21 protein-coding genes, 5 tRNA genes and 1 pseudogene are annotated in these 23,115 nt (G+C 71.8%); 13 read left to right on the forward strand and 14 right to left on the reverse strand.

Annotated elements, in window-relative coordinates; genetic code table 11:
* Positions 1-19: 19 nt before the first annotated feature.
* Both OG444_RS08620 and OG444_RS08625 read right to left on the reverse strand, forming a co-directional pair.
* Positions 20-841 (reverse strand): aminotransferase class IV, encoded by an 822-nt coding sequence (locus OG444_RS08620; protein ID WP_327261594.1) that lies wholly within the window; start codon positions 839-841, stop codon positions 20-22.
* Positions 838-1,920: a chorismate-binding protein gene (locus OG444_RS08625; RefSeq protein WP_327261595.1), complete on the reverse strand. Its 1,083-nt coding sequence runs from the start codon at positions 1,918-1,920 to the stop codon at positions 838-840. The genes OG444_RS08620 and OG444_RS08625 overlap by 4 nt, the downstream gene beginning before the upstream one ends.
* 180 nt (positions 1,921-2,100) lie before the next feature.
* Between OG444_RS08625 and OG444_RS08630 the strand changes: the two genes are divergently transcribed.
* The 5 genes from OG444_RS08630 (at position 2,101) to OG444_RS08650 (ending at position 2,564) form a co-directional block, all read left to right on the forward strand.
* Positions 2,101-2,173, forward strand: a tRNA-Gly gene (locus OG444_RS08630).
* A gap of 39 nt (positions 2,174-2,212) precedes the next feature.
* Positions 2,213-2,286, forward strand: a tRNA-Cys gene (locus tag OG444_RS08635).
* A gap of 1 nt (position 2,287) precedes the next feature.
* Positions 2,288-2,359: transfer RNA gene (locus tag OG444_RS08640), tRNA-Val, on the forward strand.
* Between the two features lie 19 nt (positions 2,360-2,378).
* Positions 2,379-2,450, forward strand: a tRNA-Val gene (locus tag OG444_RS08645).
* A 42-nt stretch (positions 2,451-2,492) separates the two neighbouring features.
* Positions 2,493-2,564, forward strand: a tRNA-Val gene (locus OG444_RS08650).
* A 216-nt stretch (positions 2,565-2,780) separates the two neighbouring features.
* Here the strand turns inward: OG444_RS08650 and OG444_RS08655 are convergent.
* Together OG444_RS08655 and OG444_RS08660 are read right to left on the reverse strand one after the other, a co-directional pair.
* Positions 2,781-3,878, reverse strand: coding sequence for a MerR family transcriptional regulator (locus OG444_RS08655; RefSeq protein ID WP_327266695.1), 1,098 nt, complete (start codon positions 3,876-3,878; stop codon positions 2,781-2,783).
* Between the two features lie 228 nt (positions 3,879-4,106).
* Positions 4,107-4,736 (reverse strand): winged helix-turn-helix transcriptional regulator, encoded by a 630-nt coding sequence (locus OG444_RS08660; protein ID WP_327261596.1) that lies wholly within the window; start codon positions 4,734-4,736, stop codon positions 4,107-4,109.
* 81 nt (positions 4,737-4,817) lie between these two features.
* Here OG444_RS08660 and OG444_RS08665 point away from each other — a divergent pair, with 81 nt between their 5' ends.
* From OG444_RS08665 to OG444_RS08685, 5 genes and pseudogenes are all read left to right on the forward strand, one after another.
* Entirely contained in the window at positions 4,818-5,570 is a 753-nt protein-coding gene (locus OG444_RS08665) for an MBL fold metallo-hydrolase (protein WP_327261597.1), read from the forward strand.
* Positions 5,571-5,593: 23 nt separating this feature from the next.
* The gene (locus OG444_RS08670; RefSeq protein ID WP_327261598.1) at positions 5,594-6,238 is read left to right on the forward strand and encodes an NAD(P)-dependent oxidoreductase; all 645 of its coding nucleotides are present in this window, start codon (positions 5,594-5,596) and stop codon (positions 6,236-6,238) included.
* A gap of 3 nt (positions 6,239-6,241) precedes the next feature.
* A complete protein-coding gene (locus OG444_RS08675; protein WP_327261599.1) occupies positions 6,242-7,549 on the forward strand; it encodes a multidrug effflux MFS transporter in 1,308 nt (435 codons plus the stop codon).
* A 36-nt stretch (positions 7,550-7,585) separates the two neighbouring features.
* A pseudogene (locus OG444_RS40745) lies at positions 7,586-7,684 on the forward strand (transcriptional regulator); the annotation flags it as partial.
* Between the two features lie 78 nt (positions 7,685-7,762).
* Complete coding sequence (locus OG444_RS08685) at positions 7,763-8,221, forward strand: hypothetical protein (protein WP_327261601.1); 459 nt, start codon at positions 7,763-7,765, stop codon at positions 8,219-8,221.
* Between the two features lie 230 nt (positions 8,222-8,451).
* On the opposite strand, the gene OG444_RS08690 is transcribed toward OG444_RS08685, so the two are convergent.
* Positions 8,452-8,637, reverse strand: a complete 186-nt coding sequence (locus OG444_RS08690) for a hypothetical protein (protein ID WP_327261602.1) — start codon at positions 8,635-8,637, stop codon at positions 8,452-8,454.
* Between the two features lie 551 nt (positions 8,638-9,188).
* Here OG444_RS08690 and OG444_RS08695 point away from each other — a divergent pair.
* The gene (locus OG444_RS08695; RefSeq protein ID WP_327261603.1) at positions 9,189-10,391 is read left to right on the forward strand and encodes a serine/threonine-protein kinase; all 1,203 of its coding nucleotides are present in this window, start codon (positions 9,189-9,191) and stop codon (positions 10,389-10,391) included.
* Positions 10,392-10,400: 9 nt separating this feature from the next.
* Here OG444_RS08695 and OG444_RS08700 read toward each other — a convergent pair whose 3' ends face one another.
* The 8 genes from OG444_RS08700 to OG444_RS08735 form a co-directional block, all read right to left on the reverse strand.
* Entirely contained in the window at positions 10,401-11,219 is an 819-nt protein-coding gene (locus OG444_RS08700) for a TrmH family RNA methyltransferase (protein WP_327261604.1), read from the reverse strand.
* A gap of 42 nt (positions 11,220-11,261) precedes the next feature.
* Positions 11,262-12,500: a uroporphyrinogen-III C-methyltransferase gene (gene cobA, locus OG444_RS08705; RefSeq protein WP_327261605.1), complete on the reverse strand. Its 1,239-nt coding sequence runs from the start codon at positions 12,498-12,500 to the stop codon at positions 11,262-11,264.
* Positions 12,501-12,744: 244 nt separating this feature from the next.
* Positions 12,745-15,924, reverse strand: coding sequence for a nicotinate-nucleotide--dimethylbenzimidazole phosphoribosyltransferase (cobT, locus tag OG444_RS08710; protein ID WP_327261606.1), 3,180 nt, complete (start codon positions 15,922-15,924; stop codon positions 12,745-12,747).
* Positions 15,925-16,198: 274 nt separating this feature from the next.
* On the reverse strand, positions 16,199-17,398 hold the full coding sequence (gene cbiE, locus OG444_RS08715; protein WP_327261607.1) for a precorrin-6y C5,15-methyltransferase (decarboxylating) subunit CbiE: 1,200 nt from the start codon (positions 17,396-17,398) through the stop codon (positions 16,199-16,201).
* Positions 17,399-17,501: 103 nt separating this feature from the next.
* On the reverse strand, positions 17,502-18,200 hold the full coding sequence (locus OG444_RS08720) for a GNAT family N-acetyltransferase (RefSeq protein ID WP_327261608.1): 699 nt from the start codon (positions 18,198-18,200) through the stop codon (positions 17,502-17,504).
* A 249-nt stretch (positions 18,201-18,449) separates the two neighbouring features.
* The gene (locus OG444_RS08725; RefSeq protein ID WP_327261609.1) at positions 18,450-19,313 is read right to left on the reverse strand and encodes a MetQ/NlpA family ABC transporter substrate-binding protein; all 864 of its coding nucleotides are present in this window, start codon (positions 19,311-19,313) and stop codon (positions 18,450-18,452) included.
* A gap of 96 nt (positions 19,314-19,409) precedes the next feature.
* Positions 19,410-20,078 (reverse strand): methionine ABC transporter permease, encoded by a 669-nt coding sequence (locus OG444_RS08730; RefSeq protein WP_327261610.1) that lies wholly within the window; start codon positions 20,076-20,078, stop codon positions 19,410-19,412.
* Complete coding sequence (locus OG444_RS08735) at positions 20,075-21,136, reverse strand: methionine ABC transporter ATP-binding protein (protein WP_327261611.1); 1,062 nt, start codon at positions 21,134-21,136, stop codon at positions 20,075-20,077. Before OG444_RS08735 ends, OG444_RS08730 begins: the two co-directional genes overlap by 4 nt.
* Positions 21,137-21,728: 592 nt before the next feature.
* Here OG444_RS08735 and OG444_RS08740 point away from each other — a divergent pair.
* Positions 21,729-22,097 (forward strand): hypothetical protein, encoded by a 369-nt coding sequence (locus tag OG444_RS08740; protein WP_327261612.1) that lies wholly within the window; start codon positions 21,729-21,731, stop codon positions 22,095-22,097.
* Positions 22,090-22,509: a hypothetical protein gene (locus tag OG444_RS08745; RefSeq protein WP_327261613.1), complete on the forward strand. Its 420-nt coding sequence runs from the start codon at positions 22,090-22,092 to the stop codon at positions 22,507-22,509. Before OG444_RS08740 ends, OG444_RS08745 begins: the two co-directional genes overlap by 8 nt.
* Positions 22,510-22,576: 67 nt before the next feature.
* On the opposite strand, the gene OG444_RS08750 is transcribed toward OG444_RS08745, so the two are convergent.
* A complete protein-coding gene (locus tag OG444_RS08750) occupies positions 22,577-23,083 on the reverse strand; it encodes a GNAT family N-acetyltransferase (protein ID WP_327261614.1) in 507 nt (168 codons plus the stop codon).
* Positions 23,084-23,115 lie beyond the last annotated feature (32 nt).

A 23,115-nucleotide genomic window follows, 5' to 3' on the forward strand; every position in this document is an offset into this window, starting at 1 on the left:
ACGACAGCCCTTTCACTCCCTACGGGTCGACGTCCGCGCCCGACTTCACCTCGAAGATCCTCATCACCTCGGCCGTGACGGGTCCTGGGGCGGTGCCCAGCTCCCGGTCGTCGATCCGCAGTACCGCCTGGGCGTCGCGCAGCGAGGAAGTGAGGAAGATCTCCTCGGCCCGTTCCAGCGCCTCGAAGGGCAGGTCGGTCTCCTTGGCGCCGGCCCATTCGACGACCAGTTCCCGGGTGATGCCGGCCAGGCAGCCGGAATCCAGCGGCGGGGTGTGCAGTTCCCCGTCGAGGACGACGAAGACATTGGAGCCGGTGCCCTCGCAGAGCCGGCCGAGGGTGTTGGCGAGGAGCGCCTCGGAGGCCCCGGCCCGGTGCGCGGCGGCGAGGGCGACCACGTTCTCGGCGTAGGAGGTGGTCTTCAGCCCGGCCACGGCCGAGCGCTCGTTGCGGACCCAGGGCACGGTGACGACGGCGGTGGTGTCCGGGCGGCGGGGGGACTCCGCGGCGGCGACGATCAGGGTGGTCCCGAAGTCCCCGCGGTCGGAGCCGAGCGGGGAGACTCCGCCGGTGTAGGTGACGCGCAGTCGCCCCCGCTCCACCGGGTTGGCCTCCAGTACGGCGGCGCAGGCGCGGCGGACCTCGTCGAGGTCGGGGTCGGGCAGACCCAGGCCCCGGGCCGAGCGGGTGAGGCGTTCGAGGTGGCGGGTGAGCGCGAAGGCCCGGCCGCGCTCCGCCTTCAGCGTCTCGAAGACGCCGTCGCCCACGGTCAGGCCGTGGTCGAGGACGGAGACTTTGGCGCTGTCCACCTCGGTCAGCGTTCCGTCGAGCCAGATTCTCATGGTGCGGTCCTTCCGATCGTGCCGTTCGGCTCCGGGGTACTGCTCACCTCGTGCCCCGTGGCCACCCGGAGCAGGCGGGCGGCTTTCAGTTCGGTTTCCGCCCACTCGCGGTCGGGATCGGAGCCCCAGGTGATGCCCGCGCCGGTGCCGAAGAGCAGGCGGGGGCCGCCGGGGGCGGTGCGGTCGATCCAGAAGGTGCGGATGCCCACCGCGAGCTCGGCGGTGCCCCGGTCGGCGTCGACCCAGCCGATGCCTCCGCAGTAGGGGCCTCGCGGGGCGGTCTCCAGGGCGTCGATGATCCGCAGGGCGGAGGATTTGGGTGCGCCCGTGACGGATCCGGGCGGGAAGGTGGCGGCGAGCAGCTCGGGCCAGCCCGCGCCCTCGGCGAGTTCGCCGCTGACGATGGAGACGAGGTGGACCAGGCCGGGGTGCTCCTCGACGGCGCACAGCTCGGGGACGGCGACGGAGCCCGTCGCGCAGACGCGCCCGAGGTCGTTGCGCACGAGGTCCACGATCATGACGTTCTCGGCGTGGTCCTTGGGGAGCAGGTCGTGGACGGTGCGGCCGGTGCCCTTGATGGGGCCGGACTCGATGTGCCGGCCGGTCCGGCGCAGGTACAGCTCGGGGGAGGCGGTGGCGATCTCGACTCCGTGCGCGGCCAGGCGAATCGTTCCTGCAAAGGGCGCGGGGTTGCCGCGCGCAAGGAGGGCGGTGAGCGCGTCCACGTCCGCGCGGTCGGGGTGGGGCAGCGGCGCGGACATCACCCGGCAGAGGTTGGCCTGGTAGACCTCGCCCGCGGCGATGTGCTCGCGGATGCGCCGCACGCCGGCCACGTACGCGGCACGGTCCAGCGAGGAGGTCCAGCGGTCGGCGTCGGGGCCGCGCCAGGCACCGGGGACGGGCGCGGGAACGGGCTCGCGGCGCACGTCGCCGAAGCGGGCGCAGATCAGCCGCCCCTCGAAGTCGGCGGACACCGCCCAGAAGCCGGTGGAGTCGAGAGCGGCGGGATCGCTGGTGACGTCCCGGAGATCGGTCGCGAGGAGGCCGCCGAAGCGGGCCATGGGGAGCAGGTCGTGCACGGCTGCGAGTCTATGACCGGTGACGACGCGGCGCCGGTGCGGTGACGAGCGGGTGACCTGTGGTGATCGGGCGGCAGCACGCTGCGGAAACGCGTTTTTGAGCTGGCCCGGGAATCCGCTAGAGTTCAACACGTCGCCAGGGAGCGAAGGGGGAAAACCCCGGAGCGAACACGGTGACCTGCGGACGTAGCTCAGTTGGTAGAGCACCACCTTGCCAAGGTGGATGTCGCGAGTTCGAGTCTCGTCGTCCGCTCGAAGTGGGGGATCTTCCCGAGAACCCCTGCAGCTCCATGGTGGAGTGGCCGAGAGGCGAGGCAACGGCCTGCAAAGCCGTCTACACGGGTTCAAATCCCGTCTCCACCTCCAAGGACGATTAGCTCAGCGGGAGAGCGCTTCCCTGACACGGAAGAGGTCACTGGTTCAATCCCAGTATCGTCCACTGATCCGCAAGGATCCCCGCGCGATTAGCTCAGCGGGAGAGCGCTTCCCTGACACGGAAGAGGTCACTGGTTCAATCCCAGTATCGCGCACGCAGTATCTGTTCGACCTGCGGCTTTCGAGCCGTGGAGCCCGCGCGATTAGCTCAGCGGGAGAGCGCTTCCCTGACACGGAAGAGGTCACTGGTTCAATCCCAGTATCGCGCACCGCCGGAAAGCCCCGATCGTCAGACGATCGGGGCTTTCGCGTTCCCCCGCACGAGTGGGCCGGCGTGCGGGAAGGGCTCGGACCATGACGGGCTCCCATCACCGCCGGCGGCCCCGGCCAGGGCCGGCGTCCCGTCCGCGATCCAGACGCGCCCAAGGACGGTGACGAGGAGGAGCAACCCGGGTCAGTCCGTGCCGGACCGGACCGGTGCCCATTCAAGCGACGAGCAGGCGGAGGCCGAGGTCTGCCGTGTCGAGGTGGGCGAGGTCGCTGTTGCGCTCAGCCCACCGGCCGAAGTCCAGGTCGTCGCGGAGGCTTCGCACCGCCCGCTGCTCGGCGTCCGGCCCGACCCTCGTCCACACCGACATCGCACGCCGGACGTGCTCCTCCAGATACTCCCCCGGTCTGCGCCAGTACGCCTCGAACAGGCCGTCAGTGCAGTCCCACGGGATGGGCACCGGCTCGGCGCGGGCGCCGATCGCGTCGGCCATCCCCGCAAGTGAGGGAAATTCTGCGAGGACGGTGGCGAACTCGGGCAGGTAGTCGCGGGTGAGCCAGAACCGGTCCGGCCATCCGGGCTCGTCGGTGTCGAACGTCAGCACCACCACGCGGCGGGCCACGCGCCGCATCTCGCGCAGCCCCGCTATCGGGTCCCCCCAGTGGTGAACAGTGGAGACGGCCATCGCGACGTCGAAGGAGTGGTCCTCGAACGGCAGGCTCTCCGCGGCGGCAGCCACGCACGGCGCCGAGCCGGCAGGCCGCTGACGCCGCATCACCTCCGAGGGCTCCACGGCGGTCACCTCGCGATCAGCCGGCTCGTAGGAGCCGGTGCCGGCCCCGACGTTCAGCACCGTCCGCGCGTCCCCGAGCGCGTCCAGGATCTGCGCTGCGATCCGCGGCTCGGTACGCCGCGTCGCCGTGTAGGCGCCGCCGATCGCGTCGTACAGCCGTGCACCGAGCATCCCCAGTTGCTCCTCCGGTGTCACCTTCAGCCCCCTTGCTCGCGCCTCGAGTTCCCTGTCAATGGCCGCCATCATGGCGTCGGCGCGATCACGCCGCTCCAGCAGCAGGCCACGCAGTCGGCGCAGGTGCGCGACCGTGTCGGTGGACGAGTCGCCGACCAGTTCCGCAACCTCCCGCAACCCAAAGCCCAGCCGCCGGTAGGCCAGCACTTCCCTCAGCCGCTCGACGTCACCCGCCGAGTAGGCCCGGTACCCACCAGGGGTCCGCGCCGACGGACGCACGAGGCCGATCTCGTCATAGTGATGCAGCGTGCGGACGCTCACCCCGGCCAGCTCGGCCACGCGCCCCACGGTCCAGTGATCATCCACGGCACCGACTATGCAGCCTGACGTCACGTGAGGGTCAAGAGCCGCACTCATGACCCGTGAGAGCCCGACGCCCGCCGGGCCGTGATCAATCTCAGCGGCACTTTCCGTACCGCAACTACGACATGCAGAGTCACACTCTGCATTGGGGTGCTCGGGAATACGCGACACCTGAACATGCGAGCTCACCAAGTCCGCCAGCGCACACCCGGATCAGCGGGGCAGGATGCGCAGTACTGCCTCGCGTTCGCCGCTGAGCCGCAGGCCTTGCTGTACTGCGGCGCTCAGATCGAGGTCGCCGAGCAGGGTCGCGGCGAGCAGGTGCGGCGGTCCGGTCAGGGACGCGGTGGGGTGGTCGACCCGGCCGGCGTGTGTGTGCACCAAGCCGTCCTTGACTTCGATGACCAGGTCTTCGTTGCCGTCGGCGTGCAGTTGCAGGGCGATTGCCGGCTGGTCGGGGCGGTGGTCGGTCAGTGCCCGGGCGGGCATGTCCAGCCAGTGGGTGCGGAAGGTGTCGCTGCCGGCCGGCTCACGCAACAGCGGAATTCCCCATCGGCTCAGCTCCCGCAGCACCGGCTCCAGCTCGCGGCCACGCTCGGTGAGGGAGAACAGGGTGGTGGCCACCGGCGGCGGGGCGGCCTCGCGGTGGATCAGGCCGGCTTCCTCGAGTTCGCGGAGCCGGTCGACCAGCAGGTTGCTGGCGATCCCGGGCAGCCCGTTGCGCAGGTCGGTGTGCCGGCACGGACCCAGGGCGAGCAGTTCACGGACGATCAGCAGGGTCCATCGGTCGCCGACGGTGTCCAGTGTTTTCGCGATGCCGCAGTACTGCCCGTAGGTGCGCATGCCACCACCCTACATCGCGGTGTTGAGATTCAAAACTCTCTTGTTGACTTTCTCAACAACGTCGGTCTAGCGTCGCTGCCCATGACCCCCACCCTTTCCGTGCGTCGGCTGGCCTGGGCCGGCGTCGAGATCCGTCTCGGCGACACCCGACTGCTGATCGACCCGCTCGAGAACGTCGCTCCGCTGGCGCCGGTGATGGGGCCGCCGCACCGGCCGGTCGACCCGGTCGATACCCCGCCCGGCACCCACGCCCTCATCACCCACCTGCACCCCGACCACTACGACCACGACCTGATCGCCCGGATCGCGGCCACCGGCACGATCGGCTGCCACACCCCGAGCGGGGCGGCGCTGCACGAGGTGGGCATCACCCCTGTTGCCCAGGACCTGGGCCAGTCACGGCGCATCGGAGAGCTGACCGTCACCCCGGTGACCTCGCTGGACTGGCGCGGCAACGACTGTGACCAGGTCGCCTGGGTCGTCGAAGGCGGCGGCCGGCGGGTCATCCACTGCGGCGACACCCAGTGGCACGGCAGCTGGTGGCAGATCGCCCGCGACCACGGCCCGTTCGACGTCGCGTTCGTCCCGGTCAACGGCGTCGTCGCCCACTTCGAGGGCTACGCGGCCAACGTCCCGGCGACCATGACCCCCGAGCAGGGCGTCGAGGCCGCCGTCGCACTCGGCGCCGGCACCGTCTGCGCCATGCACTACGGCCTGTTCCACAACCCGCCGTTCTACACCGAACAACCCGACATCGAGCAGCGGTTCCAGCACGCCGCCGCCGAGCGCGGCATCACCGCGGCCATCGTCGCCGACGGCCAGCCCGTCCTCTGACCATCAGAAACAAGGAGCAACACATGAAGATCGTCCTGTTCGGTGCCAGCGGCAACATCGGCCGGCCCGCCACCGAGGAACTACTGCGTCGCGGCCACACCGTCACCGCGGTCACCCGAGCCGGCCACCTCGACGGCCTCGAGCACAAGGCCCTGACCGTGACCACCGGTGACGTCACCGACGCCGCCGCGGTCGCCGGCCTCGTCGCCTCCCACGACGCCGTACTGTCGGCCGTCGGCCCCCGGATCGGCCAGGAGAACGACCGCGCCACGATCGTCGGCGCCGCCCGTGCGCTGATCGACGGACTCCGCCGAGCCGGCGTCACCCGCCTGGTCACCATCGGCGGTGCCGGTAGCCTGCGCACGCCGACCGGCGCCCGGGTCATGGACGACCCGGACTTCCCCGCGCTGTGGAAGGCCAATGCCGAGGCCCAGTCCGAAGCGCTCAACCTCTACCTCGGCGTGCACGACCTCGACTGGACGTACGTGTCGCCCGCTGCGGTCATCGGAGCGGGCGAGCGGACCGGTGCCTACCGCAGCGCCGGGGACACCCTGCTCACCGACGACGACGGCAACAGCCGCATCTCGTACGCCGACTACGCGATCGCCCTGGCCGACACGATCGAGAGCGGCACCGCGATCCGCCGCCGCATCACCGTGGCGTACTGAGCCATGAGCAACGACGCCGCCGGCCGGCACACCCGATTCATCGTCCTGCTCGCAGCGCTCGTGGCCCTGGGACCACTGTCCATCGACGGCTACCTGCCCGGACTGCCGGACCTCGCCGGCGACCTGCGCGCCAGCGCCGCGGCCACCCAGCTCACCATCACCGCCTGCCTGGCCGGGCTGGCCATCGGGCAGCTGATCGCCGGGCCGCTGAGCGACACCTACGGCCGGCGGCGTCCGTTGCTGGCGGGCCTCGCCCTCTACACGATCGCCAGCGCGCTCTGCGCGGTGGCGCCCGACGTCCGGACACTCATCGGCCTACGCCTGGTCCAGGGCATCGGCGGGGCGTTCGGCATCGTCATCGCCAACGCCATGGTCCGCGACCGCACCTCCGGAACCCGCACCGCACGTCTCTTCTCCGCACTGACCTTGATCACCGGCCTGGCGCCGGTGTTCGCGCCGGTCCTCGGTGGCCAGCTACTGCGCGTCACGGCCTGGCCGGGGATCTTCGTGAGCCTGGCCGTACTCGGCGCCGTGATGCTGGCGGCCTCCGCCGCAGGCCTGCCGGAGACCCGGTCCTCCGCGTCACGCCAGCCGCTGCCGGCTGTCGTCGGGCAGCTGCTCAGCGACCGGGTCTTCACCGGGTACGTCCTGGCCAACGGCCTGGTCTTCGCGGCGATGTTCGCCTACATCTCCGGCTCGCCGTTCGTCCTGCAGGAAATCCACGGCCTGTCACCGCAGCAGTACAGCGCCGTGTTCGCCGTCAACGCCGCCGGACTCATCGCAGCCGCCCAGATCAGCGGCCGGCTGGTGGCCCGGGCCGGCGCCCGCGTGCTGCTGCTCGCCGGTCTGCTGGGCGCGACAGCCGGTGGCACCACGGTCCTGGGCGCGGTGCTGACACGGGCACCCCTGCCCGTGCTCCTGATCGGCCTGTTCGTCCTGGTCTCCAGCGTGGGCCTGGTCATGCCGAACGCCACGGCCCAGGCCCTGGCCGACCACGGCGAACACGCCGGGTCGGCCGCCGCTCTGCTCGGCTTCAGCCAGTTCATGATCGGCGGGGCACTTGCTCCGCTGGCCGGCGCGGGTGGCGCCACCGACGCCTTGCCGATGGGAATCATCGTCGCCGTGCTGCCCGCGCTCGCTCTGCTCACACTCGGCGTCCTCACCCGGTCGCCCGGTGAGCGCACCGCAGGCCGGCTCGCCAAGGACCTGCCGGGCACCGGCGACCGCGCCGGCACATCGATCGCAGACGAGCCGGCATCCAGTGAATCGGGCGAGCGTCTGGCGAACAGGGTGATTCCGCGATCAGCGTGACAGACGTACGACGACGGTCGGGTGCTGCGACACGTGGAACGCGTCTCCGCCCGTCCGGGGCACCTGCTCGCATCCCTGCAACTGCCCGCCTTCGTGGAGGGCCGCCATTTCGACGTGCTCGCGTTGCGGCCCGTACGGAACTGGGTGGACGACCCGTACGTGACCCTCGACATCTACCCCCTTCCCCCCGACCAGAGCTGACGGGAGCCACTGATGCGCTACTTCCGCGAGTCGATGCAGAACACCATGAGCCTGTGCCAGTACAACGTGCGGGCCTTCACCCACCCCGAGATCGACGCCCTTGAGGAGTACGACGACCAAGTCACCCTTCCCGCGTACTTCGACCTGGAGACCCTGCTCGCCGACACCGACGACCCCGCCGGCGCCTTCCGCCAACGGGCCGAGGAACTGACCCGCTGGCACAACGCCCTCGCCCGGCTCCTCACCGACCCCCGGCTCAAGAACACCGGCGACAACGACCAGGAGCCCTACAGTCCCGCCGCCCGCCGCTTCCTCAAGGTCGCCGCAGGCGACTACCACCGACACCGGCACGGGTACGGGTACGCCGTCACCGTCTGGGCTCTCGGACTCCAGGCCCCAACCAACTACCCGCCGGAGACCCGGCAAAGCCGATACGCCGCTGAAGATCACACACGGTCACCAGCGGGTTAGGTTCGGCGGGGAACTGGTGACAGTTGAATACGAGAGCTCACCAGTCTCACACCCGCATGAGAACAGGGCGCATGAGAACCGGGCGCATGAAAAAGGGTGCTGCCCGTCCGACTCCCCAGTCGTACGGGCAGCACCCTTCACCTGCCGTCCGTCCGCCGCTCCCCCGTCCCCACGGGGTTCGGCAGGCCGATGTCCCGGTCCGGGCCGCTCTCCCGGACCTGGGGCGCCGCTCAGCGCCCCAGCATCACGCCCACGGACGACGCCTGTGCCGCCAGCTGATCGAAGCCTCCGAAGAGGAAGAGCAGCACTGCGGCCAGGGGGAGCACCATGGCCGCGGCCACCAGCGGGTGGCGGGTGCCGGACTCGTGGCCGTTGAACGCGAATGCCTTGCGTCCCTGCCGTGCGATGTCCGCCATGGCCCTCTCCCTGTCGTTTGGCAGCGGCGGGCTCGTGACCTCGGGGGACGAGTGCGCCACCCGCCGCTTGTCTTCAACACTAGGCGGGCGGACGGCCCCTGGCCTCATGCCCTCGTACCCATTGCCGGGCCTCCGGGAGGATGACAGGGAGTGCCCCGTGTACTCCCCTGGGTGGACACCGCCGCCCCACTGTCGGGGTCTACCCGGAGGGGATGACCGGAGGGTAGTGACTTCGCTCACTTCCGTCACTCCCTGTTGCCTCGTGTCCGCCCACCGGTCGACGGCAAGATCGACTCGGTCGGGGCAACCGTACGGGCACGCCACAGGGGGCCCGGACCTGCCGGGGAACCTCAATCCCCTTGGAACGAAGGCGGCTTGGGCATGCGACGCTTCCCGGGCGGGCACCCGGACGGCAGTACCGACGCTCTCTCAAGTGTGCTGTGCCGCACTGACAATCGAATCCCCCGGCGAGGGCGCGGCCTCTGAGCACGCATGCCGGATGGTCCGTAAGCTGTGGCACGTCAACAGGACGACCGGTCAGCGGGGTGGACATGGCGATGATGCGGCTCCGGCGCGAGGACCCGCGTGTCGTCGGCTCGTTCAGACTGCACCGGCGGCTCGGCGCCGGCGGCATGGGCGTGGTCTACCTGGGATCGGACCGGCGCGGGCAGCGCGTCGCCCTCAAGGTCATCCGGCCGGATCTGGCCGAGGACCAGGAGTTCCGCTCCCGGTTCGCCCGCGAGGTGTCCGCCGCCCGGCGGATCCGGGGCGGCTGCACCGCGCGCCTGGTGGCGGCGGACCTGGAGGCCGAGCGCCCGTGGTTCGCGACCCAGTACGTCCCCGGTCCCTCGCTGCACGACAAGGTGGCCGAGGAAGGCCCCCTGACGGCCGCACAGATCGCCGCCGTGGGCGCCGCGCTCTCCGAGGGCCTGGTCGCCGTCCACGAGGCGGGCGTCGTCCACCGCGACCTGAAGCCCTCGAACATCCTGCTGTCCCCCAAAGGTCCCCGGATCATCGACTTCGGCATCGCCTGGGCCACCGGCGCGAGCACCCTCACCCATGTGGGTACGGCCGTGGGCTCCCCCGGCTTCCTCGCACCCGAGCAGGTGCGCGGCGCCGCCGTCACCCCGGCCACCGACGTCTTCGCCCTCGGCGCCACCCTGGCCTACGCGGCCACGGCCGACTCCCCCTTCGGGCACGGCAGTTCCGAGGTCATGCTGTACCGCGTGGTGCACGAGGAGCCGCACCTGCAGGGCGTACCGGACGCGCTGGCGCCCCTGGTGCGGGCCTGCCTGGCCAAGGACCCCGAGGAGCGGCCCAGCACGCTCCAGCTGTCGATGCGGCTCAAGGAGATCGCGGCCCGCGAGGCGCAGGGGCTCTCGGACGGACGCCCGCCGGCCCAGCGGGCCCGGGTCGAGCGGCCGACGGGACGGCTCCCGGAGGCCGAGCGGATCGGCGGGGCCGAGGAGTACCCGGGACGGCGTACGGGCGGCTCCACCGCGCCCCGGCCCCAGGGCGGGTCCCCGAGCGGTCCGCACTCGCGGCCCTCGTCCCCCCGCAATCCGCAGCACCCCGGCGGCCCGGCCTCCCGGCCGACCTCGGGGCGTACGGGCGGCCGTCCGGCCCCCAGGACGACGGGGACGGGACGACGGCCCTCGCGGCCGGACCCCAGGCTGATGAGGCAGCGCCTGATCGTGTTCGTCGTGGTGACGCTGATCGTCGCGCTGGGCATCGCCGCGGCCCAGAAGCTGTAGCGCCCGTTCCTACTGGGGCGCGCGGCCCTGGGCCACCGCGTAGAAGGCGACCGCGGCCGCGGCGCCCACGTTCAGCGAGTCCACGCCGTGCGCCATGGGGATCCGTACCCACTCGTCTGCGGCGACCAGCGCGGGCGTGGACAGTCCGTCGCCCTCGGCGCCGAGCATCAGCGCGACCCGCTCCAGGGACTGCGGCGCGGCCACGTCGATCGGCGTGGCCTTCTCGTGCGGGGTGAGCGCGAGCAGTTTGAAGCCCGCCTCGCGCACCGAGTCCAGGCTCTTGGGCCAGGCCTCGAGCCGGGCGTAGGGGACGGAGAACACCGCGCCCATGGAGACCTTCACCGAGCGGCGGTAGAGCGGGTCCGCGCAGTCGGGCGACAGCAGCACCGCGTCCATGCCGAGGGCGGCGGCGCTGCGGAAGATGGCCCCGATGTTGGTGTGGTCGTTGACCGCTTCCATGACGACCACGCGGCGGGTCGTGGCGAGCAGCTCCTCGGCCGTGGGCAGCGGCTTGCGCTGCATGGAGGCGAGGGCGCCGCGGTGCACGTGGTAGCCGGTGACGCGCTCGGCGAGGTCCGGGCTCACGGCGTAGACCGGTGCCGGGAGTTCGTCGATGACGTCGCGCATGACGTCGACCCACTTGGCGGAGAGCAGCATCGAGCGCATCTCGTACCCGGCGTCCTTGGCGCGTCTGATGACCTTTTCGCCCTCGGCGATGAAAAGGCCCTCGGCGGGCTCGCGCCGACGCCGGAGTTCGACGTCGGTCAGGCCCGTGTAGTCGCGCAGGCGCGGGTCGTCGGGGTCGTCGATGGTGATGAGATCAGCCACAGGGTGATACTGCCTTGTCCTGGGTGCGGTGCCAACGGCCTGTCAGGCGTTGGTGGTGGGGAGGGTGCCCGGGCCGTTCACGCGGACGACCTCGCCGATGACGATGACGGCGGGCGGACGGACCTCTTCCGCGCGCACGGTCTCACCGACCGTGGCCAGGGTGGCGTCCACCCGGCGCTGGGTGGCGGTGGTGCCCTCCTGGATCACCGCGACGGGGGTGTCCGCGGAACGGCCGTGACGCACGAGGGCCTCGGCGATCAGGCCGATCTTGTCGACGCCCATCAGGATCACCAGGGTGCCGGTGAGCTTGGCGAGCGAGGCCCAGTCCACGAGGGAGCGCGGGTCGTCGGGACCGACGTGACCGCTGACCACGGTGAACTCGTGCGCCACACCGCGGTGGGTGACCGGGATGCCGACGGCGCCGGGCACCGAGATGGAGCTGGAGATGCCGGGGACGACCGTGCAGGGGATGCCGGCCTCCGCGAGGGCCTGGAGCTCCTCCATGCCACGGCCGAAGACATACGGGTCCCCGCCCTTGAGCCGGACCACGTTCTTGCCGGCCTTGGCGTGCTCGATCAGCGCGTTGTTGATGGCCTCCTGGGCCATGAACCGGCCGTACGGGATCTTCGCGGCGTCGATGACCTCGACGTGCGGCGGAAGCTCGTCCAGCAGGTCGCGGGGGCCGAGCCGGTCGGCGATGACCACGTCGGCCTCGGCGAGGAGGCGGCGGCCGCGCACGGTGATCAGGTCCGGGTCGCCCGGGCCGCCGCCGACCAGGGCCACGCCGGGGGTGGCCCTCGTACGGTGGGCGGGAGCGGTGAGGGTGCCGTCGCGCAGGCCCTCCACGACGGCGTCGCGGACGGCCGCGGAGCGGCGGGGGTCGTTGCCGGTCAGCACGGCGACGGTGACGCCCTCGATGCGGCCGGTCGCGGGGGTCCAGGCGGTGGCGGCGGAGGCGTCGTCGGCGCGGACGCACCAGACGCGCTCGCGCTCGGCCTCGGCGGAGGCGCGCTCGTTGTCCTCACGGTTCTGGGTGGCGATCAGCGCGTACCAGGCGTCGGCGAGGTCGCCGTCCCGGTAGCGGCGGCGTTCCCAGCGGATCTCGCCGGTCTCGGCCATGGCGTCCACGGAGGGGGTGGCGGACGGCGAGATGAGCAGGACGTCGGCGCCGGCCGCGATGAGCGCGGGGAGGCGGCGCTGGGCGACCTGTCCGCCGCCGATGACGACGACGCGGCGGCCCGCGAGGCGGAGTCCTACGGGGTAGGCGGGGGTGTCGGCCATGGCGGTGCGGCTCCTGGTGCGGCGGTCGTTCTGTCGTGCCGCTGCGGCTCTGGAGCGGCGGGGGTGCTGACGTGCGGGTTCTTGGTGCGGGTCCACCATACGACTCGGGTCGTCCCGAGGCGCGGACGGGGCGGCGAGTGCGGCCCGGGGACCGGGGCTCCGGCCCCGGGCCCCGCGTCCCGATCGTCGGCGGGGCCGATGCCGCCCGGCAGGGGGCTGCCCTGCCCGTCCGGCCGGGACCGGGTTACTTCTCCGTCACGCCCGCCGAGTCGAAGGTGGCGACCTCGTGCATCGCGCGGGCCGCGCTCTGGACCAGCGGGAGGGCCAGCAGGGCGCCCGTACCCTCGCCGAGGCGGAGGTCCAGGTCGACCAGCGGGCGCAGGCCCAGCTTGTTGAGGGCCGCCACGTGGCCCGGCTCGGCGCTGCGGTGGCCCGCGATGCAGGCCGACAGGGACTCGGGTGCGATGGCGCGGGCCACCAGGGCGGCGGCGCCGGCGCTGACGCCGTCCAGGATGACCGGGGTGCGCAGGGACGCGCTGCCGAGGATGAGGCCCACGATCGCCGCGTGCTCCAGGCCGCCGATCGCGGCGAGGACGCCGACCGGGTCCGCCGGGTCCGGCTGGTGGAGCTCCAGGGCGCGGCGGACGACCTCGACCTTGCGGGCGTGCGTCTCGTCGTTGATGCCCGTGCCCCGGCCGGTGACCTCGGCCGCGTCCACGCCGGTGAAGACCGAGATCAGGGCCGCGGACACGGTGGTGTTCGCGATGCCCATCTCGCCGGTCAGCAGGGCCTTGTTGCCGGCTGCGACCAGGTCGCGGGCCGTCTCGATGCCGACCTCGATGGCCGCGATCGCTTCCTCACGGGTCATGGCGGGGCCGGTGGAGAGGTCGGCGGTGCCCGGGCGGACCTTGCGCGGGAGCAGGCCCGGGGTGGCCGGGAGGTCGCCCGCGACGCCCACGTCGATCACGCAGACCTCGGCTCCGACCTGGTTGGCGAAGGCGTTGCAGACCGCTCCGCCGCCCAGGAAGTTGGCCACCATCTGGGTGGTGACCTCCTGGGGCCACGGGGTGACGCCCTGGGCGTGCACGCCGTGGTCACCGGCGAAGATCGCGACCGCTGCCGGCTCCGGGATCGGCGGCGGGCAGACCCGGGAGAGACCGCTGAGCTGGGCGGAGATGATCTCCAGCATGCCCAGGGCCCCGGCGGGCTTGGTCATGCGCTTCTGCCGCTCCCAGGCCTCGCCGAGCGCCTTCGCGTCGAGCGGGCGGATGCTGGCGACCGTCTCCGAGAGGAGATCGTGCGGCTCCTCGCCGGGCAGGGCGCGGCGGCCGTAGGTCTCCTCGTGGACCACCCAGGAGAGCGGGCGGCGCTGCGACCAGCCGGCCTGGGCCAGCTCGGGCTCCTCGGGGAACTCGTCGACGTAGCCGACGCAGAGGTACGCGACGACTTCGAGGTGCTCGGGAAGGCCGAGCTCGCGGACCATCTCGCGCTCGTCGAAGAAGCTGACCCAGCCGACGCCGAGGCCTTCGGCGCGCGCGGCGAGCCAGAGGTTCTCGACGGCGAGGGCGGAGGAGTACGGGGCCATCTGCGGCTGGGTGTGCCGGCCGAGGGTGTGGCGCCCGCCCCGGGTGGGGTCGGCGGTGACGACGATGTTCACCGGGGTGTCGAGGATGGCCTCGATCTTGAGTTCCTTGAACTGCTTCGCCCGGCCCTTGGGCAGCGACTTGGCGTAGGCCTCGCGCTGGCGCTGGGCGAGCTCGTGCATCGTCCGGCGGGTCTCGGCGGAGCGGATGACGACGAAGTCCCAGGGCTGCGAGTGACCGACGCTGGGTGCGGTGTGGGCCGCTTCCAGGACGCGGAGCAGCACCTCGTGCGGGATCGGGTCGGTACGGAAGCCCTTGCGGATGTCACGGCGCTCGCGCATGACGCGCAGGACGGCTTCGCGCTCGGCGTCGGCGTAGCCGGGCGCCGCCTCGCCCGCGGCGGGGGCGTCCACCGCGGGCTCGGCCTCGGTCTCGGCGGCGGGCTCGGCCTCCGGCTGTGCCTCGGACTGCTCCGCCCGGACCGGCTCCGGGGCGGGCGCGGGGTGGATCTCGACGTGCTCCGGCTCCGGCTCGGGCCGGACGGTCTGCGGCCGGACCGGCACGGCGACGACGGCCGGGGCGGCGAGCACCGGCTCGGGCTGCTCCTCGACCGGCTCGGCCGCGGCCTCGGGCTGCTGCGCCCGGTCGGCCTCCGGCTGCGCCGGCTCGGCCACGGCGGCCGGGACCACGAGCACCGGCTCGGGCTGCGACTGGGGCTGGGGCTCCACGGCCACCGGCTCGGCCACCGCCGGCTGCGGCTCCGGCTCGGCCGCGGCGGGCTCGGGCTGGACCGGCTCGGCCGCGACGGCCACGACCGGCTCGACGGGGGCGACCGGCTCAGGCGCGGACTCGGGCTGCAGCTCGGGCTCCACGGCCACCGGCTCGACGGCGCCCTGCTCGACGGCGACCGGCTCCGGCTGCGGCTCGGCCGCGGCGGGCTCGGGCTGGACCGGCTCGGCCACGACGGCCACGACCGGCTCGGCCGGGATCGCCGTGTCCGCCGGTGCCTGGACCGGCTCCGGCTCCACGGGCTGCGCCGCGGCCTCGGCGGGAGCCTCGACGGGCTCCGCCACCGGCTCGGGCGCTGCCGCGGGCTCCGGCGCCCACGGATCCCCGGCCTGCGGCGGGATCTCGCCCGGCTGGGCGGTCTCGGCGCGCGGGATGTCCAGGTACTCGGGGCCCGTGGTCGGGGGCCCGGCCTGGCGGATCGGGGTGGGTGCCGCCGGGGTGCTCACGGCGGCCATGGGGGCGGGCTGTGCGGGCGCCGCGGCCGGGCCGCGGTCCGCGAGGGACCGTACGACTCCGCCGTTGGCCTCGGGCAGGGGCGGGCCCATGTGCAGCGGGCGCCGGAGGGGGGCCGCGGCGGCCACCGGGGCGACGGGCGCCGCCGGGGGCGGGACGACGAGGCCGCCGAGGTCGAGCGCGCCGGAGTCACGGCCGCCCGTCTCGTGCGCGCCCGCGCTGTAGCCGCCGTCGGGGAACACGGGCGGGGGGAATTCGTTGTACGCGGCGGGCTCGGGGTATCCGGCCGGGGCTTCGGGGTACGCGGACTCGGCGGCGTAGGAGGGGTCCGTGTACATCTGCGGTTCGCCGGGCTGGGGCGGGACCGGGAAGGCGGGGACCGGCGGGACGACCTGCGGGTCGCTCCACGCGCCCTGGCCGCTCGGCATCAGCAGCAGTTCCTCGTCCTCCGGCTCGGCCGGGTTGTCCATGAGGTCCTGGAAGGCGTAGCCAGCGGGGATCGGTGCCGGGATCTGGACCGGAGCGGGGACGCCCTGCTGATCCACCATGCCCGCGTTGTCCGGGAGACCCTCGCCCGGGACCTGGCCGGTGTCAGTCATGCTTACCCCTCGCCCATCGGTGTTGCCTCTTCGATCGCCCGGTCGCCCACGAGGCCGCCGAGCGGTTTTGCCTGCGGGGTTGCGGTGCGACGAACTCGTCTCGCATGCGCCTGCACGACAACCAGTAAGCATTGTCGCGCCCGTCGGCGATCGTGGCGGCCATAACCGTCACGGTCCTCTGTGGACTGCGCCACGTCGCGCGTCCAGGCGGTGCCGCGATGCCCGAATCGTCCGGGGCAGTACGACGATCGGCCAGCCTACCCCGGCCCTCGTGTCAACGCGTGACGGGGCGTTCCGCTGCCAGGAGGAACACCACGGAACGGTCCTGTTCGGCCCAGGTCCGGGGGTCCAGGGCGACGGACTGCAGCAGCGCGCACTCGACGGCGTAACCGTGTTCGGTGAGTGCCCTGCCGATCGCCTCGGCCTCGTCGCGGGTGGAGGCGTGGCTGACGATCCGTTCGGGGCGGCGTTCGGCGACGGCCGCGACGACGGCGGCGCCGCCACCGCCGACGCGGACGACATCGGGCTCGGGCAGGTTCTCCAGTACGTGCGGTGCGCGCCCGGCGACGACCTGGAGCTGCACTCCCCGCCTGCGGGCGGCGGCACTTACCCGGTCGCAGGCGACCGGGTCGGTGTCCACCGCGATGACGGCGGCGCCGAGGGCGGCCGCGTCCACGGCCACGCCGCCGGATCCGACGCCGATGTCCCAGACGAGGTCGCCGGTGCGCGGGCCGAGGCGGGCGAGCTGGGCCGCGCGGAGCTGTGCGGACTCGCCCTCGCCGGCGCCGGGCTGGGGCCTGGCCCAGCCTCGGTCGGCCGACTGGGCGGCGCTCCGGCCGAGGAGCCAGCCCGCGTCGTCGGGTGCCGGTCCCCCGCCCCCGATGACGATGACGACGTTCGGGTCGCGCCAGCTGTGGTCGGCGGCCTTGTCGGAGGTGAGGACGCTCACCTGCTCCCGGTCCGTGCCGAGTTCCTCGCAGACCACGAAGGTGCGGTGAACTCCGTCGAGGAGCAGGGCCAGTTCGGCGGGTCCGGCGCCGGGCGAGGTGAGGACGGCGACCTTGGCGTGGGCGCGGCAGACGTTGACGGCGCGGCGCAGGGTGCGCGGGTGGGCCACGACGACCTGGGCGTCGTCCCAGGGCATTCCGGCGCGGGCGAAGGCGGCGGCCACGGAGGACACGGCGGGGACGACCTCGACCTCCAGGCCGTGCTCCGGGGCGCGCAGGGTGCGTACGACGCCGAAGAAGCCGGGGTCCCCGTCGGCCAGGACCACCGCCGTGCCGCGGTGGCCGGCGATGCGGCGCGCGGCGAGACCGAGGCTGCCGAGGCGGATGCGCTCGGCGGTGGGCGGCACTTCGGGGAGGTCGAGGTGGTGGGCGGCGCCGGCCACGAGGGTGGCTGCGGAGAGCGCGGACCGGGCGCCCGCGGTCAAGGGGGAACCGTCCCAGCCGATCACCGTGACCCGGTCGGCCATCGTCGTCAGTCTCCTGGTGTGGCAGGGGCACCTCCCAGCGGTGGCTGGGGAGGGCGAAAGCTGCAGCGGGCGGCGGGCACGGTGAGACTACCCGGTCATCGGTTCACTTCCAGTCGGCGCCGACGGGGTGGCCGTTCGCGCCCTCCCGCTGCGGAAAGGCGCTGTTGCGGGCGTATCCGTCGTAGCTGTCGAAGCTGTCGTAACCGTCGTAGCCGTCGCCCTCGTCGAGGTCCTCGGGGACGAGGCTCCAGACGATGAGGTCGGTGCGGGTGTCGGCCCAGCCGCCGTCGGGCGTCTGCGTCCGTACTATCCACGCGTTGCGCAGGACGCCCTCACTGATGCAGCCGATCTTCTGGGCCACCTGCTGCGAGGCGGTGTTGTCCGCGGCGGTGCGCAGTTCGAGGCGCTCGAACCCCCGGTCGCGGAAGAGCCACCCGGCGACGGCCAGGACGGATTCGCTGGCGTAGCCCTCGCCGCGGGCCCAGGGGGCGGTGACGTAGCGGACCTCGGTGGCGCGGGTGTGCCAGTTGGTGTTCCGCAGGTGCACGATGCCGACGAGGCGCTGGGTGAGGAATTCGGTGACGGCGAAGACGATGCCGCGGCCCTCGGTGCGTTCCGCGTGGGAGTGCCGGGTGGTCCAGGCGTGCGCGTCGGCGTGGGTGTAGGGGTGGGGCGCGCTGGTCCAGGCCGTGACCTGTTCGTCGTTCATCATCTCGGTGAGCGCGGTGACGTCCTCTTCCTCGAAGGGGCGCAGCACCAGCCGGTCCGTGCTGATGGTGACGTCCGGGAAGGTGGTAGTCATGCGCAGCTCCATGCCTGAGACCGTGGTGCGACCGTGTTGCGATGCGACCGCGGTGCGGGACCGTTCGTGCGGGACCGTGCGTGCGGGTCGTAGGCCACAGCATGCAGCATCGACCGGGTGATGTGCAGGGCCGGGTTGCCCGGAAGCGGGCAGAGTTCGGCCCCGCGCGCCGTCAGGGGCGTGCGGGGCCGAGATTCATGACCGGTCCGGGGGGAACCGGTCGTGAAAGGCCGTTCAGGAGGAACCGGTTCAGGAGGCGGGGGTCCCGAAGGCCGGGGTGACCGAGCCCTGGTACTTCTCCTCGATGAACTTCTTGACCTCGTCGGAGTTCAGGAGCTTGGCCAGCTTCTGGACCCGCGGGTCGTTCTGGCTGCCGTCCTTGACCGCGAGGAAGTTGGCGTAGGGGTTGCCCTCGGCCTTCTCCAGGATCAGGGCGTCCTTGGCGGGCGACAGGCCGGCCTCGATGGCGTAGTTGCCGTTGATGATCGCGGCGTCCACGTCGTTCAGGGCGCGCGGGACCGTGGCGGCCTCCAGCTCCTTGAACTCCAGGCCCTTCTTGTCGGTGATGTCGGACAGCTTGGCGCTGGTGCCGACACCCTCCTTGAGGGTGATCAGGTTGTTCGCGGCCAGCAGCTGGAGCGCGCGGCCCTCGTTGGTGGTGTCGTTGGGGACGGCGATGGTCTGGCCGGCCTTGATGTCACCGATGGCCTTGATCTTCTTGGAGTAGAGGCCGAGGGGCTCCAGGTGCACGTTCACGACGGGCACGACGTGCGTGTTGTTCTTCTTGTTGAAGTCGTCGAGGTACGGCTTGTGCTGGAAGTAGTTGCCCGCGACCTGGCCCTGCTCGGTGGCGGTGTTCGGCAGGACGTAGTCCGTGAACTCCTTGACCTCCAGCTTGAGGCCTTCCTTGGCCGCGAGCTTGTCCTTGACGAAGTTCAGGATGTCGGCGTGCGGGCTCGGGGAGGCCGCTATGACGAGGGGCTTGCTCTCGTCGGTCTTGCCGCCGTCGCTCTTGGCCGAGGTCGGGTCCGAGGAGCTGCCGCAGGCGGTGAGGCCGAGGGCGAGCGCGGTGGCCGAGGCGGCGAGGGCGGTGAGCTTGATGTTCTTACGCACGAAGAGTGCCTTTCTTGCTGAACAAGTACCGATGACTTGCTGGTGGTGGCCCAAGCACGACAAGTGCGGGCTCTGTGAGGGGAGGGGAAAGTCTTTTCAGGCGGTCCTGCCGCGGCGGGCGAGGAGCCGGACCACGCCGTCGCCGAGCAGCTGGATGACCGTGACGAGGAGGATCAGGACCACCACGGTGGCGATCATGAAGCCGGTCTCGAAGCGCTGGAAGCCGTAGGTGATGGCCTTGGATCCGAGTCCCTCGCCGCCGACGGCGCCCGCCATGGCGGAGTAGCCGACGAGGGTGATGACGGTGGTGGTGACACCGGCGACCAGCGAGGGCAGAGCCTGCGGGAGGAGCACCTTGCCGACCAGGGTGGGGATGCCGCCGCCCATGGACTCGACGGCTTCGATCAGGCCGTGGTCCACCTCCCGGACGGCCGTCTCGACGAGCCGGGCGAAGAAGGGGACGGCGCCGATGGCCAGCGGGACGATCATGGCGGTGGGGCCGATGAAGGTGCCGACGACCGCGGTGGTGACCGGGATCAGGAAGATCAGCAGGATGATGAACGGCAGCGAGCGGCCTATGTTCACGATCACGCCGAGCACCTTGTTGAGCGGCTGGTTCTGCAGCAGGCCGCCCTTGTCGGTGAGGACCAGCAGGATGCCGATGGGCAGGCCGCCGAGCACGGTCACCAGGGTGGACCACAGCACCATGTAGAGGGTGTCGTAGGTGCCCTGGCTGAGCAGGGGCTGCATTTCGGACCAGGTCACTTGGCACCATCCTTGACCAGCACGGCGAATTCGGTGTCGGCGTCGCCGTCTGCGGCGCCCTCGACGATGTCGACCTGGAGGCCCTGCTCGCGCAGGAAGCCGACCGGCACGACGTTGTCCTCGTAGCCACCGGGCAGTTCGATGCGCATCCGGCCGATCTGCCGGCCCGCGACGGTGTCCATCGCGGCGCCGAGGATCGAGATGTCGATGTTGTACGTGCGCGAGAGCTGCGAGATGACCGGCCGGACGGCGGATTCGCCGTGGAAGGTGACGTCGACGACCGTGCGGTCGGGTCCGGTGGCGGTGCCGGTGACCGGGAAGAGTTCGCCGGCGAGCTCGGAGCCGGGGGTGGCGAGGAGTTCGGCGACGGTGCCGGACTCGATGATCCGGCCGTTCTTCATCAGTGCGGCCGAGTCGCAGACGGACTTGACCACGTCCATCTCGTGGGTGATGAGCAGCACGGTGAGGCCGAGCTGCTGGTTGAGGTCGCGCAGCAGCCCCAGGATGGAGCGGGTGGTCTCGGGGTCCAGGGCGCTGGTGGCCTCGTCGGAGAGCAGCACCTTGGGGTCGCCGGCCAGGGCGCGGGCGATGCCGACGCGCTGCTTCTGGCCGCCGGAGAGCTGGGTGGGGTAGGCCTTGGCCTTGTCGGCGAGGCCGACGAGGTCGAGGAGTTCGAGGGCCTTGCGGGAGCGCTCGCGGCCGGAGACGCCGAGGATCTCCAGGGGCAGTTCGACGTTGGCCTGGACGGTGCGCGAGGACAGCAGGTTGAAGTGCTGGAAGACCATGCCGATGCGGCTGCGGGCCTCGCGGAGCTCCTTGCCCGCGCGGCGGCCGCGGCCGGCGAGGGCGGTGAGGTCGACGCCGTCGACGGTCACCGTGCCGGTGGTGGGACGCTCCAGCAGGTTCACGCAGCGGATCAGCGAGGACTTGCCGGCGCCGCTCTGGCCGATGACTCCGTATACCTCGCCCTCACGGACATGGAGATCGACGCCGTCCAGGGCGGTGACCTCGCGGCCACGGGACTGGTAGACCTTCGTGAGGCCCGATGTGGTGATCACAGGATTTCCGTCGCTGTCGAGTGCACGGCGCAGCGGAGTGCCGGGCACGGGGCAAACATTCTGGGGACGCGATACGGGACGAACCGTCAGAAAACGATGGCATCGACACGTGCGCGGGGCATGAGTCAGCCGTGCTGTTCATCAGCTGGTGACGTCGTGGCGCGGCTGGTCTCGCTTCGGGGCGCGAGGCTCAGGAAGGGGCCCTCAGAAGGCGCACATTCGACACATACAGCGAGCACCGGGCGTCTTCGTCGCCTCGGTCGCAAGGGTGCGGCTGCTCGTCGTGGTCATGGGCCCCAGTAAACCAGACGCATCCCGTGACCGATCAATGACGTCCGGATAGCGGACGGATTCTGACCACATACCGGACGACTCCGGTCACTGCGGGCCCTGCGTCCCATGGTGGCTGCGCCGCTGCTGACCTGCACGGACAGGGGTTGCGGTGCCCCTACTGCGACCTCGGTCTGCAGTGCGGCATCCGGGCCCGCTGTGGTCAAGACCACGGCCCCCGGCGGGCACGCTCGCGGCTCACGGGGTTCCGGGAAAGAGGGGTGCGCGCATCGGGTCTTTCGGCCCGTAATACCCTCGCTGCATGCTCGACGCCCTGACGGTCGCCATCGGCGTGGCCGCACTCGCCCTCGCCGCCTGGTGCGGCCACGCCGCATGGCGGGACCAGCCGACCAAGGACTGGCACTTCATCGGCATGGCCGTCGTGACCGTGCTGGTGCTGGCGCAGCTGGTGATCGGCCTGGTCATGCTGGCCCGGGGCGAGAAGCCCGACGAGGGCACGGTGATCTTCGTGGCCTACCTGCTGGGCGCGTTCGCCGCGGTCCCGGCCGCCGGGATGCTCTCGCTGACCGAGCGGACCAAGTGGGGATCGATCACGGTGGCCGCCGGTGCGGTCGTGCTCGCCGTCCTCGAAGTACGGCTCTACGACATCTGGGGAACCACCGGTGCCTGACGCTGACACGACGACCGGCACTGCCGCCGGGCGCAAGAGGCTGGTCTCCGGGCCCGGGCTGCTGCTGGTGTGGCTGTACGGGGTGATGGTGGTCGGCGCGGTCTCCCGCTCGGCGTTCCAGATCTCCACCGAGTTCGGCCGGGCGCCGCTGGCCTACTCCCTGTCCGCCGTGGCCGCGCTGGCCTACGCGTTCATCACGTACTCGCTGGTGCGCGGCGGGGAGAGGGCCCGCAGGGCGGCGCTGTTCTGCTGCGGCGCCGAGCTGGCCGGTGTGCTGGCGGTGGGGACCTGGACCGTGCTGCGGCCCGAGTCCTTCCCCGACACCACCGTGTGGTCCCAGTTCGGGATGGGCTACCTGTTCATCCCGGTGATCCTGCCGATCACCGGGATGCTCTGGCTGCGCAAGCGCTGACCAGCCCCGGCCCGTCCTGACCCGTCCCCTCGGTGAAGGGGACGGCGTACTGGGCGCCAGGAGGTGTCTAGGCGCTGACCGTGAAGTCGGTCGGGTCCTTGGCTTCCTTCTCCAGGATCACCAGCTGGACGCCGTCGGAGGCGGTGCGGCCGCCGACCTTGACGTAACCGGCCTTGCGGTAGAGGCGAAGGTTCGACTCGCTCTTGTGCCCGGTGTGCAGGCGGAAGCGGGTGGTGGTGCCGGGGCTCGCCAGCGCCACCTCGACCGCGCGCAGCAGGCGCGCCCCGAGACCGTGACCCTGAAGACGCGGGTGCACACAGAGCTTGGCGATCTTGCCGGTGCCGTCCTCGTCGACGTTGCCGCGCACCGTCCCGACGATCTCGTCGCCGAGCCGGGCCACCAGGACGGTGTCCGTCGCCAGCTCCCCCTTCAGGGAGTCCAGGGACTGGGTGAGCGGCTGGATGAGGTAGTTGCCGTACAGCTCGGCCTCACGCTGGAAGGCCAGGTACTGCAGTTTGAAGATCTGCTCAGCATCCTCGGCAGCCGCCGCCGAAATGGTCACGCTCATGCCCATGTGCGCATGCCTCCAGCTCACCTGGTAGCCCG

Source organism: Streptomyces sp. NBC_01232, from assembly GCF_035989885.1.
In the GTDB taxonomy this organism is placed as follows: Bacteria; Actinomycetota; Actinomycetes; order Streptomycetales; family Streptomycetaceae; genus Streptomyces.

Bases quoted from the DNA above. Each gene is read 5' to 3' on its own strand.
- OG444_RS08620 (WP_327261594.1), bottom strand. From the start codon at position 841: ATGAGAATCTGGCTCGACGGAACGCTGACCGAGGTGGACAGCGCCAAA.
- OG444_RS08660 (WP_327261596.1), bottom strand. From the start codon at position 4,736: ATGCGCACCTACGGGCAGTACTGCGGCATCGCGAAAACACTGGACACC.
- OG444_RS08665 (WP_327261597.1), top strand. From the start codon at position 4,818: ATGACCCCCACCCTTTCCGTGCGTCGGCTGGCCTGGGCCGGCGTCGAG.
- OG444_RS08670 (WP_327261598.1), top strand. From the start codon at position 5,594: ATGAAGATCGTCCTGTTCGGTGCCAGCGGCAACATCGGCCGGCCCGCC.
- OG444_RS08675 (WP_327261599.1), top strand. From the start codon at position 6,242: ATGAGCAACGACGCCGCCGGCCGGCACACCCGATTCATCGTCCTGCTC.
- OG444_RS08685 (WP_327261601.1), top strand. From the start codon at position 7,763: ATGCGCTACTTCCGCGAGTCGATGCAGAACACCATGAGCCTGTGCCAG.
- OG444_RS08690 (WP_327261602.1), bottom strand. From the start codon at position 8,637: ATGGCGGACATCGCACGGCAGGGACGCAAGGCATTCGCGTTCAACGGC.
- OG444_RS08695 (WP_327261603.1), top strand. From the start codon at position 9,189: ATGGCGATGATGCGGCTCCGGCGCGAGGACCCGCGTGTCGTCGGCTCG.
- cobA (WP_327261605.1), bottom strand. From the start codon at position 12,500: ATGGCCGACACCCCCGCCTACCCCGTAGGACTCCGCCTCGCGGGCCGC.
- cobT (WP_327261606.1), bottom strand. From the start codon at position 15,924: ATGACTGACACCGGCCAGGTCCCGGGCGAGGGTCTCCCGGACAACGCG.
- cbiE (WP_327261607.1), bottom strand. From the start codon at position 17,398: ATGGCCGACCGGGTCACGGTGATCGGCTGGGACGGTTCCCCCTTGACC.
- OG444_RS08720 (WP_327261608.1), bottom strand. From the start codon at position 18,200: ATGACTACCACCTTCCCGGACGTCACCATCAGCACGGACCGGCTGGTG.
- OG444_RS08740 (WP_327261612.1), top strand. From the start codon at position 21,729: ATGCTCGACGCCCTGACGGTCGCCATCGGCGTGGCCGCACTCGCCCTC.
- OG444_RS08750 (WP_327261614.1), bottom strand. From the start codon at position 23,083: ATGGGCATGAGCGTGACCATTTCGGCGGCGGCTGCCGAGGATGCTGAG.